The organism is Roseburia sp., assembly GCF_041325975.1.
Classification (GTDB): Bacteria; Bacillota; Clostridia; order Lachnospirales; family Lachnospiraceae; genus Roseburia; species Roseburia rectibacter.
Genome location: NZ_JBGLEJ010000004.1, coordinates 1,485,887 through 1,502,393 on the forward strand (window position 1 = coordinate 1,485,887; position 16,507 = coordinate 1,502,393).

At 42.6% G+C, this 16,507-nt stretch carries 13 protein-coding genes and 1 pseudogene; all 14 read left to right on the forward strand.

Annotated features, from left to right (window positions below; all coding sequences use genetic code 11):
- The first annotated feature begins 6 nt into the window (after positions 1–6).
- The 14 genes and pseudogenes from ACDD58_RS10515 to ACDD58_RS10580 all read left to right on the forward strand — a co-directional run bounded on the left by ACDD58_RS10515 (position 7) and on the right by ACDD58_RS10580 (position 16,476).
- Positions 7–873 (forward strand): DMT family transporter, encoded by an 867-nt coding sequence (locus ACDD58_RS10515; RefSeq protein ID WP_241070818.1) that lies wholly within the window; start codon positions 7–9, stop codon positions 871–873.
- A 246-nt stretch (positions 874–1,119) separates the two neighbouring features.
- Positions 1,120–1,917, forward strand: coding sequence for a glycerophosphodiester phosphodiesterase (locus ACDD58_RS10520; protein WP_370777342.1), 798 nt, complete (start codon positions 1,120–1,122; stop codon positions 1,915–1,917).
- On the forward strand, positions 1,914–2,891 hold the full coding sequence (locus ACDD58_RS10525) for an alpha/beta fold hydrolase (RefSeq protein WP_370777344.1): 978 nt from the start codon (positions 1,914–1,916) through the stop codon (positions 2,889–2,891). The genes ACDD58_RS10520 and ACDD58_RS10525 overlap by 4 nt, the downstream gene beginning before the upstream one ends.
- A 5-nt stretch (positions 2,892–2,896) precedes the next feature.
- Positions 2,897–3,795 (forward strand): annotated as a pseudogene (locus ACDD58_RS10530) (MFS transporter).
- Positions 3,776–4,471 carry a GTP pyrophosphokinase family protein gene (locus tag ACDD58_RS10535; RefSeq protein WP_370777346.1) on the forward strand — a complete coding sequence of 232 codons (696 nt, stop codon included), beginning with the start codon at positions 3,776–3,778 and terminating at the stop codon, positions 4,469–4,471. The pseudogene ACDD58_RS10530 and the gene ACDD58_RS10535 overlap by 20 nt, the downstream one beginning before the upstream one ends.
- 159 nt (positions 4,472–4,630) lie before the next feature.
- Positions 4,631–5,638: a substrate-binding domain-containing protein gene (locus ACDD58_RS10540; protein WP_370777348.1), complete on the forward strand. Its 1,008-nt coding sequence runs from the start codon at positions 4,631–4,633 to the stop codon at positions 5,636–5,638.
- Between the two features lie 135 nt (positions 5,639–5,773).
- Positions 5,774–6,628: a phosphate ABC transporter permease subunit PstC gene (gene pstC, locus ACDD58_RS10545; RefSeq protein ID WP_117920855.1), complete on the forward strand. Its 855-nt coding sequence runs from the start codon at positions 5,774–5,776 to the stop codon at positions 6,626–6,628.
- Positions 6,629–6,643: 15 nt separating this feature from the next.
- Positions 6,644–7,537: a phosphate ABC transporter permease PstA gene (gene pstA / locus ACDD58_RS10550; RefSeq protein ID WP_117920854.1), complete on the forward strand. Its 894-nt coding sequence runs from the start codon at positions 6,644–6,646 to the stop codon at positions 7,535–7,537.
- A 38-nt stretch (positions 7,538–7,575) separates the two neighbouring features.
- The gene (gene pstB, locus ACDD58_RS10555; RefSeq protein ID WP_370777350.1) at positions 7,576–8,328 is read left to right on the forward strand and encodes a phosphate ABC transporter ATP-binding protein PstB; all 753 of its coding nucleotides are present in this window, start codon (positions 7,576–7,578) and stop codon (positions 8,326–8,328) included.
- Positions 8,329–8,420: 92 nt separating this feature from the next.
- Positions 8,421–9,077 carry a phosphate signaling complex protein PhoU gene (gene phoU / locus ACDD58_RS10560; protein WP_118209283.1) on the forward strand — a complete coding sequence of 219 codons (657 nt, stop codon included), beginning with the start codon at positions 8,421–8,423 and terminating at the stop codon, positions 9,075–9,077.
- Positions 9,078–9,255: 178 nt separating this feature from the next.
- Entirely contained in the window at positions 9,256–11,016 is a 1,761-nt protein-coding gene (locus tag ACDD58_RS10565; RefSeq protein WP_117920851.1) for a Na/Pi cotransporter family protein, read from the forward strand.
- An 88-nt stretch (positions 11,017–11,104) separates the two neighbouring features.
- Positions 11,105–11,776 (forward strand): response regulator transcription factor, encoded by a 672-nt coding sequence (locus ACDD58_RS10570; RefSeq protein WP_117920850.1) that lies wholly within the window; start codon positions 11,105–11,107, stop codon positions 11,774–11,776.
- Positions 11,773–13,086 (forward strand): ATP-binding protein, encoded by a 1,314-nt coding sequence (locus ACDD58_RS10575; protein ID WP_117920849.1) that lies wholly within the window; start codon positions 11,773–11,775, stop codon positions 13,084–13,086. Before ACDD58_RS10570 ends, ACDD58_RS10575 begins: the two co-directional genes overlap by 4 nt.
- Positions 13,087–13,179: 93 nt before the next feature.
- The gene (locus tag ACDD58_RS10580; RefSeq protein ID WP_370777354.1) at positions 13,180–16,476 is read left to right on the forward strand and encodes an SNF2 helicase associated domain-containing protein; all 3,297 of its coding nucleotides are present in this window, start codon (positions 13,180–13,182) and stop codon (positions 16,474–16,476) included.
- Positions 16,477–16,507: the final 31 nt, after the last annotated feature.

A 16,507-nucleotide genomic window follows, 5' to 3' on the forward strand; every position in this document is an offset into this window, starting at 1 on the left:
GCAGAAATGAGGATTAAAATGCGGGAAAAACAGTTAGATAAAGAAAGTATGAAAGGAACCATTTATGTGCTGCTCTCTGCAGTATGTTTCAGTACAGGAGGCGTTCTGATAAAGTCGATTCCGTGGAGTTCCATTACGATCCAGGGAATCCGCAGTATTTTTTCATTTATGCTGATCGCCTCTTATATGGTGATCACAAAACGAAAATTTGTATGGAATAAGACGGTACTGTTTGGTGCTGTCTGCAATACAGTTATGGCACTGACGTTTGTCTCTGCGACAAAGATGACAACGGCGGCAAATGCGATCGTGCTCCAATTTACAGAGCCAATCTTTGTGATCCTGCTGATGTGGATATTATATAAGAAGAAACCGAAAAAGGCGGCAGTGATCGCGTGCGCGGTCGTGTTCGCAGGGATATTGTGTTTCTTTTTAGATTCCCTAAGTGCCGGCGGAATGGCAGGAAATCTGCTTGCAGTATTTTCAGGATTTACCTATGCATTGGTTATGATGATGAAAGGTTTTCCTGGCGCTGATTTTGAGTCATCACTTTTAGCATCCCATGTTATGAGCCTCTGCATTGGACTGCCGTCGTTTTTAGGGGAGACCGATCATTCTGCGAAGGCATGGATCTGCATTATTCTTCTTGGTGTGATCCAGTTTGGATTATCCTACATCTTTTTATCGAGGGGCTTAGATTGTGTTTCACCGGTTACGGCATCCTTAACTTCTACATTAGAGCCGATCTTGAACCCGATTCTTGTTGCGATCTTTTGCGGAGAGACGATCGGACGCACGGCGTTTATCGGGGCTGCGCTCGTGATTGGGGCTGCGGCATGCTATAACGTTTATGAGGCTGCGCATAAGGATTAGAATCATCAGGGAAAAAGGAATCACAGGAAGAAATAAAGGCATGTTACAGAATCACAGAAATGTGGTTCTGTATTTTTTTACCCATTTTTTACATAATACTCCACACCCATTTTACAATCACCGCTTAAGATAAGGAAAAAAGAGAAAAGCAAAAAAGCCGGGCAGAAGGAAAAACAGGCAGGATAAAAATTCTGGAAAAGAAAAACCATCAGGAAAAAGAAGAAACCGGCAGGAATGGAGTAAAAAATGGAAAGAACACTCGTGTGGGGACACCGTGGTGCGAGCGGATACGCACCGGAAAATACAATGGCAGCTTTTGAGAAAGCGGTGGAGATTGGCGCAGACGGGATCGAGCTGGATGTGCAGCTTACAAAAGACGGAGAACTTGTTGTCATCCATGATGAAACGATTGACCGTGTGACCGATGGAAGCGGCTGGGTAAAAGATTTTACTTATGCAAAGTTGACAAAGCATAATTTCAACCGCACGCATCCGGAATATGAGCATGCACAGATTCCCACATTAGAGGAAGTATATGCGTTGATAAAGCCAACAGATCTGACAATTAATGTGGAAATCAAGACAGGTGTTGTATTTTATCCGGAGATTGAGGAGCGGGTGTTAGACCTCACAGAGCGTATGGGACTGATGGAACGTGTGATTTTTTCTTCATTTAATCATTATTCCATACAAAAAATCAAGGAGATCAATCCACAGGCGAAGACCGGAATGCTTTATGAAGACGGGATTGTCAATCCAGTCAGTTATGCATCTTATGTGGTAGGCGCAGATGCACTGCATCCGGCACTTTATAATATTCAGTATGAAGGATTCATGGAGGAGTGCAGGAGGCAGAAAAAGAAAGTCCATGTATGGACTGTAAATGAGGAAAAATATATGCGGCTTGTCTGTGCGGCACGTGCCGATGCAATGATCACAAATTACCCGGACCGCGGCAAAAAAATTGCGGAAGAGTACAGTGATGGGAAATTGACACCGGAGCTGGTGAAATTGTTGAAGCATAAAGAAATGGCGGCGTTATGAATGCGGCAGGCAGTCTGTATTTTGCAGACGAAGGATACCGGAATTGGCAAAAAAATCTGGTGGAACCATATTTAAAGCAATATCGGAAATATGGCTGCTTTCACAGTTATGACGGGGCAGTCATTTTTTATCAGCAGTATCTTAATGCAGAGGCGGACACCTGTATTGTGATCTCACACGGATTCAGCGAGTTTGCGGAAAAATATAACGAGGTTATTTATTATTTCTTACAGCAGGGCTGTTCTGTTTATATCTTAGAGCATCGTGGGCATGGTTATTCAGAACGTGAAGTCCCGGATGCACAGAAAGTATATATCCGCAATTTTGAAGATTATGTAAAAGACTTAGACTGCTTTATGAAAAAAATGAATTACCGGATGGAGCAGCACAGGATTCTTTTTGCACATTCTATGGGCGGTGCGATCGCAGCGCGGTATGTTGAGGAACATCCGAAAGTATTTGAACGAGCAATCCTTTCCTCACCGATGTTTCGGATGCAGACTGGAAAATATCCGTGGTGGGCAGCAAAAATGACGGCAGCTTTTTATGTGAAAACAAAAAGAGGTGATCGTTATGCTGCAGGACAGAGCGGATTTTCCGGCAGACCGGATTTTGAGCATAGCAGCTGCATTTCAAGAGAACGCTATTACTATATTTTTGGTCAAAGACTGGAAAATTCCAGGTACCAGACGAATGGAGGTACATATGGATGGCTTCTGGCATCGATGAAGGCAACAGAGGTACTGATGCAAAAAAAGAACTTAGAGCGCATTAAGATTCCTGTTTTGATCTTTATAGCAGGAAATGATCATATGGTAGATAATCGTGCGATCGCAGTTTTTGCAAATCATGTGGATACAGCTTCATTGGTCTGTATGCCGGCATCCAAACATGAAATTTTTAATGCAGATTATAAAACAAGATGCAGATATTATCATGAAATTTTTGATTTTATCATGAAGAATCGAGGTTAGTGAAAATGAAACAGAAATTGAATAAACTTGAAAAATACTGGGTAATGTATGATGTCGGAAACTCTGCCTTTGCACTTTTAGTGTCCACGATCATACCGATCTATTTTAAAAATATGGCAACACAGAACGGCATATCTGCTGCTGACTCTACGGCATATTTAAGCTATGCGATCTCAATTTCCACTTTGATCGTGGCAATATTAGGGCCGGTGCTCGGAACGGTTGCAGATGGAAAGAACCGGAAGAAACCATTATTTACACTTTTTATGATGGTAGGAGTTATTGGATGTGCCGCACTTGCGCTTCCGAAGAGTGCCATGTTATTTCTGGTGGTATTTGTGATCACCAAAGTCGGATTTTCCGGCAGTCTCATCTTTTATGATTCCATGCTCGTGGATGTGACGACAGATGAGCGCATGGATGATGTATCCTCGCAGGGATATGCATGGGGATATATCGGAAGCTGTGTGCCGTTTATGCGCTCTGGCTTGATGCGGCGTGGAAATTCTGGATGATGGCAACTTTTGTCGGAGTATTTCAGGGAGCGATCCAGGCATTATCGCGTTCTTATTATGCGAGGATCATACCGAAAGAAAAATCCAGTGAATATTTTGGAATTTTTGATATTTTTGGAAAGGGAGCATCTTTTATGGGAACGATGCTCATGGGAATCTCCACGCAGATTTTTCATACTTCAAAAGCCGGTGTTATCGTGATCGCAGCAATGTTTGTGATCGGGATTGTCGTTTTTAAGCTTCAGGCAAATGCGATGCAGCACAAAGAAAAGGATTTTGCACAGAAAAATGTACGGGATGAGTTCGAAGCAGAAGATCAAAATGATTATTATGAAGACGAAGATGGTTACGAAATAGGAGATATGGATTTTGCCGAAGAAAGATTCTAAAAATCAGAAAAAACGCATAGGAATAAAAGAGAATTTAGCGGGAGCAGGTATCTTGCTCATGGAAAAACAAATAAAAGAACAGATTGAAGCACCTATGGTACGGATTTCTTATACATATGCGATGGATGTGGTGCAGGCAAAATTAAAAATGATCAATGCGGACCTGACGGAGCAATTTGGCCGTCAGGTTATTCGTACTATGACGGGACGGATCAAGCAGACAGACAGTATTGTAAAAAAACTGATGCGGAAGGGAAGAGAGGTAACGTTTCAGGCAGCGGTAGATACTTTAAACGATATTGCCGGAATCCGTGTCGTCTGTTTTTTCTGTGATGATATTTACCGCGTGGCGGATTATATAAAGAAACAGAAGGACATTAAACTGCTCAAAGAGAAGGATTATGTAAAAAATCCCAAAAAAAGCGGTTATCAGAGCATCCATCTGATCGTGGGTGTTCCTGTTACTTATCTGGAAAAAACAACAGAGGTGCGGGTGGAGATACAGATCCGTTCGTTTGCCATGGACTACTGGGCAGAACTGGATAACCAGATGTGCTACAAGAAAAATGCAGGACAGATTGAAAATGTGGAGCAGGCAACAAAAAATTATTCTGATGTGATCGCAAAAGTAGATAACCAGATGTTAGAACTGCGCAGACAGATCGAGAAGATGTAAAAGTAAGCGAAACATTTACCATTATTTTACATACATTTTACTAAACCTCTCTCATGTATTTTACATAAGTGCTTTAAAATAAAAACTGTCAAAAGGAAATGAAAAGAAAACAGCAGGAAAGCAGACAACCTGCAAATTGAAAAAAGAGAGGATTAAAAAATGAAAAAGAAAGTAATGTGTATGTTATTAACAGGTATGATGGCAGTTGGCATGATTGCAGGCTGTGGCAGCAACAGCAGCACAAATACAGGAGCTGACGCAAGTGCAGATGCAGGTTCAGATGCCAGCGCAGATGGTTCTGCAGATACGACAACTGATACAACAGCAGATACTCAGGCAGATACAACGGCAGCAGATGCAGCATCCGGTGATTTTGATAACAGCGAGTATATCAACGTGGTATCCCGTGAGGATGGTTCCGGTACAAGAGGCGCTTTCATCGAGCTGTTCGGTGTAGAAGAGAAAAACGATGCCGGTGAGAAAATCGATAATACAACAGATGAAGCGATCATTACAAACAGTACGGATGTTATGTTAACAACTGTTGCAGGTGATGAGTACTCTATCGGATATGTATCACTTGGTTCTTTAAATGACAGTGTAAAAGCAGTTTCCATCGATGGAGCAGAAGCTACCGTAGATAATATTAAGAGCGGGAATTACACGATCGCAAGACCGTTTAATATTGCAACAAAAGGAACACCAAGTGATGTAGCACAGGATTTTATCAACTTCATCATGAGCGCAGACGGACAGGCAGTTATTTCTGATAACAAATACATCCCGGTAGATGACGGTGCAGCAGCATTTGAGTCAAACGGCGCAAGTGGAAAAATCGTTGTAGCAGGATCTTCTTCCGTAACACCTGTTATGGAAAAATTAAAAGAGGCATATGCTGCAGTCAACAGCGGTGCAGAGATCGAGATTCAGGAGAGTGATTCTACCACAGGTATGACAGCAGCTATGGATGGAACCTGTGATATTGGTATGGCTTCCCGTGAATTAAAAGATTCTGAGACAGAGGGTGGCTTAACAGCAACCGTGATCGCTATGGATGGTATTGCAGTGATCGTAAACAATGACAACCCGACTGCAGATCTTTCCAAAGATACAGTCAAAGGCATCTACACAGGCGAGATCACATCCTGGGATGGCGTTACAGAGTAATACAGACAGATACAAACAACATATTTCATGGAATTCCTTATTATAAAACATCAGGTAAAGACCGGGAGAGACAGTTACTCTGCCGGTCTTTACATAAATAACGTACACAACTTTTTATCAGTCTGGAGAAAAATAATGAATCATATCAAAGAAAAAGTAATGGAAGGCGTTTTCCTCTTTACGGCAGTCATATCCATTATCGCGGTAGCCTTAATCTGTGTGTTCTTGTTTGCAAACGGATTTCCGGCAATGCAGAAAATCGGCGTATGGCAGTTCTTGTCGGGAAAAGTGTGGAAACCGACGAATAACATATTCGGAATCTTTCCGATGATCTTAGGAAGTATTTATGTAACCGGAGGAGCTCTCCTGATCGGTGTTCCGATCGGAATTCTGATGTCGATCTTTATGGCACGTTTCTGTCCGGAAAAACTGTACCGGATATTAAAACCGATCGTGGATCTCTTAGCAGGTATTCCTTCGATCGTATACGGATTTTTCGGTCTGGTTGTGTTAGTTCCATTTATCAGAGAGCATTTTAAAGGAAATGGAAACAGTATCTTAACAGCGTCGATCCTGCTTGGAATTATGATTCTGCCGACAATTATAGGTGTATCGGAATCAGCAATCCGTGCCGTGGAAAACAGCTATTATGAAGGAGCACTTGCACTTGGTGCAACACATGAGAGAAGTGTTTTTACTGTAATCGTTCCAGCAGCAAAATCCGGTATTATGGCAGCGGTCGTGCTCGGTGTCGGACGTGCGATTGGTGAGACAATGGCGGTTATGATGGTTGCAGGAAACCAGGCAAGAGTGCCATCGAGTATTTTTAAAGGAGTCCGTACCTTAACGGCAAATATTGTAATGGAAATGGGATACGCAACGGATCTTCACCGGGAAGCATTGATCGCAACCGGTGTGGTACTGTTTGTGTTTATCCTCATCATCAATGTCTCTTTCTCTATTTTAAAGAGACGTACAAAGGATAATTAGAAAGGGCGGAATCAGATGGAAAAACATATGGAATCTGAGATTGCTGCGATCAATCAGCAGTCTTTGAAAGACAAGATCAAATCATATATGAAACATCCGGGTTCATTCATATTGCTGCTTTTAGTGCTGATAGCAGCAGTGCTGACCGTAGGCGTTTTAGTGTTTCTGGTGGGGTATATTTTAATCCGCGGTATCCCGTACTTAAAACCATCGCTGTTTGCATGGACGTATAACTCAGATAACGTGTCAATGCTTCCGGCAATGATCAATACATTGTTTATGACAGTGCTGGCACTTTTGTTATCCGTGCCGTTTGGCGTAGGTGCAGCGATCTACCTTGTAGAATATGCAAAAAAAGGAAATAAGCTGGTTGGGATCATTCGTGTTACGGCAGAGACGCTGTCCGGTATTCCGTCTATCATTTATGGACTGTTTGGTATGCTGTTTTTTGTGACTGCATTAAAGTGGGGGTATTCGATGATGGCAGGTGCTGCAACACTCGCGATCATGGTACTCCCGGTCATCATGAGAACGACGGAGGAAGCACTTTTGTGTGTCCCTGATTCATTTCGCGAAGGAAGTTTCGGACTCGGCGCAGGAAAACTGCGTACCATATTTAAGATCGTACTACCAAGTGCAATTCCGGGTATTTTATCCGGCATCATCTTAGCAATCGGACGAATCGTCGGAGAAACGGCGGCACTGATTTACACCTCAGGTACGGTTGCAAATCTCGCGGGATTTTTCGATTCCGGACGTACTTTAGCGATTCACATGTACTCGTTATCGCGTGAGGGTATGCATACAAATGAGGCATATGCGACAGCAGTTGTACTTCTTGTCGTGGTACTAATCATCAACGGGGTATCTTCCCTGATCGCAAAGAAGTTTGAAGCACCGAAGCAGTGATGTGAAAAAGATTTGTAGGCAAAAATAGAGGAGAAAACATGTCAGAAAAATTTAAAATTTCAAACCTTGATTTATATTATGGCGATTTTCATGCATTAAAAGATATCAATATGTCGATCGGCTCAAATGAAATTACCGCTTTTATCGGACCGAGCGGCTGCGGAAAATCCACCTTTTTAAAAAGTTTAAACAGAATGAATGATTTAGTGGAAGGATGTAAGATCACCGGAAGCGTTCTTTTGGATGGAGAAGATATTTACAATGGCATGGACGTCAATCTTTTAAGAAAGCGTGTCGGGATGGTATTCCAGAAACCAAATCCGTTTCCAATGAGCATTTATGACAATATTGCCTATGGACCGAGAACACACGGTATCCGTTCCAAGGCAAAATTAGACGAGATTGTGGAAAAATCCCTGCGGGATGCAGCAATCTGGGATGAAGTCAAAGACAGACTGAAAAAAAGTGCACTTGGTATGTCCGGTGGACAGCAGCAGAGACTCTGTATTGCAAGGGCACTTGCAGTCAATCCGGAAGTTATCTTAATGGATGAGCCGACTTCTGCGCTTGATCCTATTTCAACATCAAAGATTGAGGATCTTGTCATTGAACTGAAAAAACAGTATACGATCATTATGGTAACGCATAACATGCAGCAGGCAGTCCGTGTATCGGATAAGACGGTATTTTTCCTTTTAGGAGAAGTCATTGAAGCCGGTGATACAGAGCGGTTATTCTCAGTTCCGCAGGATAAGAGAACAGAGGATTACATTACCGGACGTTTTGGATGATACCTCAGTTTTCATTGCTTATAACATACAAAAAGCGAAAGAAAATGCACATTAACATATTACAGTGAAAAGAAAGAAGGAAGTGGAAAATCATGAGAAACAGGTTTGACAGACAGCTTCAGACATTGAATGACGAATTAATAGAAATGGGAGGCCTGATCGAGCAGGCAATCGAGATGGCATGTTCTGCACTTGTGAAACAGGATGTGGAAAAAGCGGAAAAAGCGATCAGCTTTGATGAGGAGATCGATCATCAGGAGCGGGATATTGAAAGTCTTTGTATGAAATTATTACTGCAGCAGCAGCCGGTAGCAAAAGATCTGCGCCTGATCTCTGCAGCACTTAAAATGATCACAGATATGGAGCGTATCGGAGATCATGCATCCGATATTTCGGAGATGACGATCTTAATGGCAGATGCATCCTATGAAACCGGTGATCCGATCAATCTTGACCTTATCAAGGCGATGGCAAAAGAGACAACAAATATGGTGATCAAGAGTGTGGATGCATTCGTGCAGAAAGACATGGATTTAGCACACTGGGTCATCAAAGAAGATGATGTGGTGGATGATCTGTTTAACCAGTTCAGACAGCAGCTCATTAAAAAGATCAATGAAAATGTAAAAAATGGTGAACAGGCAACAGATATGCTGATGGTAGCAAAATATTTTGAGCGTATCGGAGACCATGCGACCAATATTGCAGAGTGGGTAATTTATTCTATTACCGGGCAGCATGAAAATTAAAAATAGACAAAAATAAATGGTTTCTTTGAGATTTTACATAGATTTTACATAAAGTTGACGGCGAATTTACATACTCCTTTTTATGCTAATTGCAAAATGACGAAAAATGCTGTATAAATAAATTATATGTCAAAAAAACGTAAAGAATAAGAAAAGCGGCATACAAAAGGAGATTGAGATGGATATTTTTGGAGTACTGACCCTCATTGGCGGATTGGCACTGTTCCTGTACGGAATGAATGTAATGGGTGCCGGACTGGAGAAGATGTCAGGAGGTAAATTAGAGAAGATCTTAGAGACTCTGACATCAAACCCGATCAAGGCAGTGTTGCTTGGTGCAGGTGTAACGGCAGTGATCCAGTCGTCATCGGCGACGACGGTTATGGTGGTTGGTTTTGTAAATTCCGGTATTATGAAGCTGTCACAGGCAGTCGGCATCATTATGGGTGCAAATATCGGAACAACGGTAACGTCATGGCTTTTGAGCTTAAGTGGACTGCAGGGGGATAACTTTTTTATCCAGATGTTAAAACCATCCTCCTTCTCACCGATCCTTGCAATGATCGGTATCATACTTTGTATGTCGAAAAAGAGCGACAAGAAAAAAGATATCGGCGAGATCTTACTTGGATTTGCAGTATTGATGTACGGTATGGAGAGCATGAGCGGGGCGGTAGAACCGCTTGCAGACGTGCCGGAATTTACGAATATCTTAACGATGTTCCATAATCCGTTCCTTGGTGTATTAGCAGGAGCTGTACTTACTGCGATCATCCAGAGTTCCTCTGCATCGGTCGGAATTTTACAGGCACTGTCTGTAACAGGAGCATTTACCTATGGTTCTGTGATCCCGATCATTATGGGACAGAATATCGGTACCTGTGTGACGGCGATGATCTCAGCAGTCGGCGCAAACAGAGGTGCAAAGAGAACGGCATTCGTGCATCTTTATTTTAATGTGATCGGTACGATCCTGTTTCTGGTATTGTTTTATACAGGCAATGCGCTGATCGGATTTGAATTTACCAATGAAGTCGTTGGAGCAGCGGGAATCGCAATGATCCACACCATATTTAATGTGTTCGCAACCCTGGTTTTACTTCCATTTACAAAGGGATTGGAGAAACTGGCATACTTAACGATCCCGAAAACTGCAGAGGAACAGAATCAGAAAGAGGATGTATTTGTGATCTTAGACGACCGCTTCTTAAGCAGTCCTGCATTTGCAATTGAGCAGTGTCACTCTCTTGCCAACCAGATGGCGAAGATCACACATGAAGGATTTTTAGAGGCTATGACCGTACTCGATGAATACTCCGAAGAAAAGGTCGGGGATGTCATTGCAAAAGAAAATATTGTAGATACCTATGATGATAAACTCAGCGCATACTTAACAAAGTTAAGCAGCCAGAATTTATCTTACAAAGACAGTCTGAAGGTGACATCTCTGCTTCACTGTCTGACAGATTTTGAGCGTATTTCCGACCATTCCATCAACGTAGTGGAAAATGCACAGCAGATGGTAAAAGAGGGAGCCGTATTTTCTAAGAAAGCAAAAGAAGAAATGCTGGTATACAGTGCGGCACTCCGCGATATCTTAGAGCGTACCACAAATGCGTTCGTGGAGGGGGATGAAGCACTGGCACGTACGGTAGAACCGTTAGAAGAAGTTATTGATGAGTTAAACAAGAAAGTAAAGAAAAACCATATGAAGCGTCTTAGAAAAGGGAAATGTACCATTGAGCTTGGTCTTGTATTGTCAGATCTTGCAATGAACTATGAGCGTGTTGCAGACCATTGTTCGAATATCGCGGTATATATGATGCAGTTAGAGGATACCCAGTTAGAGGAACACAGTTTTACCGAGCAGATGGATGCTGAGGAGAGTGCAGAGTTTACAAAACAGTTAAACGAGTTCGAGAAGATGTATCAGATTTAAGTGTGAAGGATTTTTAGCAATCGAATATTTGCATGGAACACAGTTGGTGTACAAAAAAGACGCTTGAAAATGGAGATTGAGGGAAAATATGGCAACAATCTATATAGTGGAAGACGATATTAATATTCGTGAAATTGAGCGGTATGCACTCAAAAACAGTGGCTATGAAGTGGAAGAATTTGAGGGCAGTGCACCATTTTTTAAGCGTCTGGAAAAAAATATTCCGTCACTGATCCTTTTAGATATCATGCTTCCGGGGGAGGACGGACTGGATATTTTAACAAAGATAAGGGCAGATAAGGCAACTGCAGAGGTTCCGGTCATCATGGTAACGGCAAAGACAAGTGAACTTGATAAAGTAAAAGGACTTGATCTTGGAGCAGATGATTATATCACAAAGCCGTTTGGCGTGATGGAGCTGATCTCCCGTGTGAAGGCAATGCTTAGAAGAACAAGCCGCGTGCATGAAGATTCACAGCTGATTCATGAAGATATTCTTATGGATATGGATAAACATGCTGTTACCGTTGCAGGGCAGACGTGTGAACTGACGTTTAAAGAGTTTGAATTACTGAAGTACCTGATGCTCAATCAGGGAATCGTTTTATCAAGAGATAAGATCATGGATCAGGTATGGGGTTTCGAGTATGAGGGTGAGAGCCGTACCGTTGATATGCATATCAAAACACTGCGGCAGAAACTTGGTGCAGCGGGAAGCTGTATCAAGACCGTGCGGAATGTGGGGTACATGATAGAATGAAGAAAAAGATCAATACCGGGTTTATGTTGATTGCGGCAATCGCCATTGTGGTGACTGCCGTTTGTTCTATGTTTCTGTTTTATCAGATTTTAGAAGAACAGATATTTGATGATCTAAAGGCAAATGCACATGTTGTTTCAGTGATAAGTCCGGATCAGTTATCGAAAGACATCACTTATTCTTTGGAAACCGATGGACTGCGCATTACATGCGTGGATGAAAATGGTGATGTGGAATATGACAGCATGGAAGATGTATCTTCCATGGAAAATCATAAAGAACGTCCGGAGATCGCAGAAGCAATGAAAAATGGTGAGGGAAAATCAATCCGTGTCTCATCCACTTCGTCGAAGCATACTTTTTATTATGCACTCAGAAAAGAAGATGGAAGTGTTGTGCGTGTGGCAAAAGAGAGCGGAAGCATTTATCATCTGGTGTCTACGATGTCGGGGCTGATCTTGGCGGTTGGACTGATGGTATTTCTGATGTGTGTATTTTATTCATACCGCCTGACGCGGAGACTGATGGCACCGATCGAGAAGATGGCAGACAATATCGTTCTCGTGGATGAGACAGAAGTTTATGAGGAAATGCAGCCATTTATTTCCATGATCAAAAAGCAGCATATGGATATCTTAAACCATGCGCAGATGCGGCAGGAATTTACAGCCAATGTCTCACATGAATTAAAAACGCCGTTGACAGCTATCTCCGGATATGCAGAACTGATCGCAAGCGGAATGACAGGCGGTGAGGATACCGTGCATTTTGCAAATGAGATCCATAAGAGCGCGGAGCGGCTGCAGTCGCTGATCAATGATATTATTAAGCTGTCAGAATTAGATGACAGTGATCTAAAACTTGAATTTGAGACGGTTGATCTGCATGAGCTTGGAGAGCAGTGCGTCAGCTCCATGCAGATGCAGGCAGAGAAAAACGAGGTGACATTGCAATTAGAGGGGACGTCTGTTCCGATGAGCGGGAATAAGACACTGCTTGAGGAACTGTTGTTTAACCTTTGCAGTAATGCGGTCCGTTATAATAAAAAAGGCGGTAGTGTCACGATCGTGACTGCCATCGAAAATACCAGACCGGTACTGATCGTAAAAGATACCGGTATCGGAATCCCAAAAGAACAGCAGGAACGTGTATTTGAGCGTTTCTACCGTGTCGACAAGAGTCGGTCAAAATCTACCGGCGGTACAGGTCTTGGACTTGCCATCGTAAAACACATTGTTGCCCAGCATGATGCACAGATTTCAATGACGAGTGAAGTCGGTGTGGGAACAGAGATCAAAGTTGTGTTTTAGAAGCAGTTTTTAGTAAAAAAATCTAACCGAATCCTCAAATTTATGCTACAATAAAAAGATGCAAGAAATATACGATTGAGGAGCAAAGCAGACATGTTTTCCATATCAGACATTAAACAGGAAGCATATCCGGCAGCATACCGCCGGGGAAAGGAATTGTATGAGCAGGGACTTGTACAGGAATTTTCCTATGATGTATACACGGAAGATGGCGTTCCAAAGGCAGAATTAACTGGAAAAGTAAAAGGACAAGTCGAGGATCATTATGATGTCCGGCTTGTGATAGATGAAGAATATGCGGAAGTTTCAGAGAGCCGCTGCAACTGTGAGGCATTCTGTAACTATGAGGGCATCTGCAAACACTGCGTTGCCATTGCACTCGCTTATGTGAACCGCAGACAGGCAAAAGATATTTTGAATGCAAAACTTGGCATCGCTCCTGAGAAGGAGACAAAGCCTTATGCGGAAAAAGAGTTAAAGACAGATACGTCGCTGAAAAATCTGTTAAACCGTTATTCCATGCGTGCAGGTTCTACTTATCTTCTACCGGAAAATATTTACGGTAAGGTGGAGTTAGAGCCATACTTTAAAATGGAATACAGTTACGCGACAGTAGAATTTAAGATCGGAATGGAACAGAAATATGTTCTCAAAAATATTTCTGCATTTTTACATTCGATCAAAATTAACGAAAAAGTCCGTTATGGAAAAAAACTGGAATTTTATCATCATTTAGATGCATTTACGGAATCTGCAAAACGCATCATCACATTTATGGAACAGCAGGAAATGGACAAAAGGCGTCAGAGCCAGTTCCATGCGTATTATGCGTATACAGGCAGCTATGAGCGCACAATGGAGTTAGATGGTGTGGGAATCGACCGCTTTTTTGAGGCAGTTGGTGACATGCCGTTTGAGGCGGAGGTAGGATTTTTACCGGAGGATACCTATACGTTTTCACCGGAAGAGAAAAAGCCGAAACTGGTCATCCGTCAGGGTGGTTCCGGCATCTTTCTGCTGCTGGAAGATGATTCTGTGATCATAGGTGAAAAATATTTTTATTTTTATGATGCGGATATGATCTACCGCAGTCCTGCAGGAATGAAGGAGACAGTCGGGGAGTTTTTTGAATTTATGCACCGTCAGACCGGGGGACAGGCCTATATTGCTGCAGATGAGCTTGCCATGTTCTGCCGTGATCTTCTTCCATTGCTCAAGAAATATTTTAAGGTGGAGAAAGAGGCCGGATTTGATGAGAGCCTTTATGTGCCGCCAAAGCCGGAGTTTGAACTTTACTTAGACAGACAGGATATGAATACGGTAGGCGCGAAACTGATGGCTGTTTACGGGGATGATAAATATAATGTCCTTGAGAAGATCGCACCGGGGGAAGTGCGTGACCTTGCAGAGGAACTCCGCATCAAAAATCTTGTAGAACCGTATTTTAATGAATACGCCATGGCACAGACCGTGTTTGTGCTGTCACATAATGAGGAAATGCTTTACCAGCTTGTTTCAGGCGGTCTCAGAAGACTGGGCGAATTTATGACCATATATACGACGGAGAATTTCCGTAATTTAAAGGTTGTATCTTCACCGGCTGTTTCTGTGGGCATTTCGTTAAAGAGCGATCTTCTGGAATTAAAAATTCATTCCGATGAAATGTCAAGGGAAGAACTTGCATATCTGCTTTCAAAATATGACCGGAAAAAGAAGTATATCCGTCTGAAAAACGGTGATTTTCTAAATATTGAAGAAGATGGACTGAGTACATTAGCGGAAGTCAGCGAGGATCTGCGCCTGACAGAAACAAACCTGAAAAAAGGCACTGTAATTGTTCCAAAATACCGCGCAATGTATCTTGATGCGGCATTAAAGAACAATCAGCTCCTATCGATCGAGAAAAATAAAGAGTTCAAGGGCATGGTCCGCAATATGAAAACGATCGAGGACAGTGACTATGAAGTGCCGGAAACGTTAAATTCGATCATGAGAAGTTACCAGAAGAATGGTTTCCTGTGGTTAAAGACACTCCGTGAAAATGGATTTGGCGGTATTTTGGCAGATGATATGGGACTTGGAAAGACGCTTCAGGTCATCAGTCTCCTGACAGCAGAACAGGAAGAGATGCAGTCCGGGGAAAAGGAGCTGCGGCGTTCGCTGATCGTGTGTCCGGCATCTTTGGTTTATAACTGGCAGAAGGAGATCTCGCGGTTTGCCCCGCAGTTGCAGACTGTCATAGTAGCCGGCAGTGTACCGGAGCGTGCATCGATCATAAGACACAGTAAAGAGGGCGAGATCCTTATTACCTCGTATGATCTGTTAAAGCGAGATGCAGAAGTGTACCAGAAATTTGTATTTGCGATCCAGGTCATTGATGAAGCCCAGTATATCAAGAATCCGTCCACCCAGGCGGCAAAAGGTGTGAAAAAGATCACTGCAGCATTCAAACTTGCATTGACCGGAACACCGATTGAAAACAGGCTCAGCGAGCTGTGGAGTATTTTTGATTATCTGATGCCGGGATTTTTATATACTTATCAGAAATTCCGGGAGGAAATTGAACTTCCGATCGCGGTAAATCAGGATGCAAACAAGATGGAGCGCTTACAGCGCATGATCCGTCCGTTTATTTTAAGACGTCTGAAGGGAGATGTATTAAAAGACCTTCCGGAGAAGATCGAAGAAAATGTATTTGCAAGGTTAGATGGCGAGCAGATGCAGCTATATGATGCTTATGCAACCAGAATGAAAGAGATGTTAAGCCGACAGAATGACAAAGAATTTCAGAAAGGAAAGATGCAGATATTGTCAGAACTTACAAAACTGCGTCAGCTCTGCTGTGATCCGGGACTTCTGTTAGAAGATTATCAGGGGGAATCGGCAAAGACGGATATGTGTATGGAACTGATCGTAAATGCAGTCGGAGCAGGACACAAGATCCTTTTGTTCTCACAGTTTACATCCATGTTAGATCGTCTGACAGATCGTCTGAAAAAGGAAGGTATTGATTATTATCTTCTGACAGGTTCTGTCAATAAGGAAAAACGTATGCAGATGGTAGATAGTTTTAATAATGATGATGTTCCGGTATTCTGTATCAGCTTAAAAGCAGGTGGAACCGGATTAAACCTTACCTCTGCGGACATCGTGATCCACTATGATCCATGGTGGAATGTTGCGGTACAGAACCAGGCGACAGACCGTGCACACCGTATCGGACAGAAGCACGTCGTGACAGTATACAAACTTGTGGCAGAGGGAACCATCGAGGAGAAGATCATCGATATCCAGGAGCGCAAAAAGAAACTTGCCGAGCAGGTACTTGAGGGCGAAGGAATGGATTCTGCAAGTTTCACCAAGGAAGAAATTCTTGAGTTGCTTGGCTGATAGGAGATAACCAGTAAAAAAAGCAGTAAGG

What these genes read in the sequence shown, in the direction of transcription:
- ACDD58_RS10515 (WP_241070818.1), top strand. Translation starts at nt 7, where the DNA reads ATGAGGATTAAAATGCGGGAAAAACAGTTAGATAAAGAAAGTATGAAA.
- ACDD58_RS10520 (WP_370777342.1), top strand. Translation starts at nt 1,120, where the DNA reads ATGGAAAGAACACTCGTGTGGGGACACCGTGGTGCGAGCGGATACGCA.
- ACDD58_RS10525 (WP_370777344.1), top strand. Translation starts at nt 1,914, where the DNA reads ATGAATGCGGCAGGCAGTCTGTATTTTGCAGACGAAGGATACCGGAAT.
- ACDD58_RS10540 (WP_370777348.1), top strand. Translation starts at nt 4,631, where the DNA reads ATGAAAAAGAAAGTAATGTGTATGTTATTAACAGGTATGATGGCAGTT.
- pstC (WP_117920855.1), top strand. Translation starts at nt 5,774, where the DNA reads ATGAATCATATCAAAGAAAAAGTAATGGAAGGCGTTTTCCTCTTTACG.
- pstA (WP_117920854.1), top strand. Translation starts at nt 6,644, where the DNA reads ATGGAAAAACATATGGAATCTGAGATTGCTGCGATCAATCAGCAGTCT.
- pstB (WP_370777350.1), top strand. Translation starts at nt 7,576, where the DNA reads ATGTCAGAAAAATTTAAAATTTCAAACCTTGATTTATATTATGGCGAT.
- phoU (WP_118209283.1), top strand. Translation starts at nt 8,421, where the DNA reads ATGAGAAACAGGTTTGACAGACAGCTTCAGACATTGAATGACGAATTA.
- ACDD58_RS10565 (WP_117920851.1), top strand. Translation starts at nt 9,256, where the DNA reads ATGGATATTTTTGGAGTACTGACCCTCATTGGCGGATTGGCACTGTTC.
- ACDD58_RS10570 (WP_117920850.1), top strand. Translation starts at nt 11,105, where the DNA reads ATGGCAACAATCTATATAGTGGAAGACGATATTAATATTCGTGAAATT.
- ACDD58_RS10575 (WP_117920849.1), top strand. Translation starts at nt 11,773, where the DNA reads ATGAAGAAAAAGATCAATACCGGGTTTATGTTGATTGCGGCAATCGCC.
- ACDD58_RS10580 (WP_370777354.1), top strand. Translation starts at nt 13,180, where the DNA reads ATGTTTTCCATATCAGACATTAAACAGGAAGCATATCCGGCAGCATAC.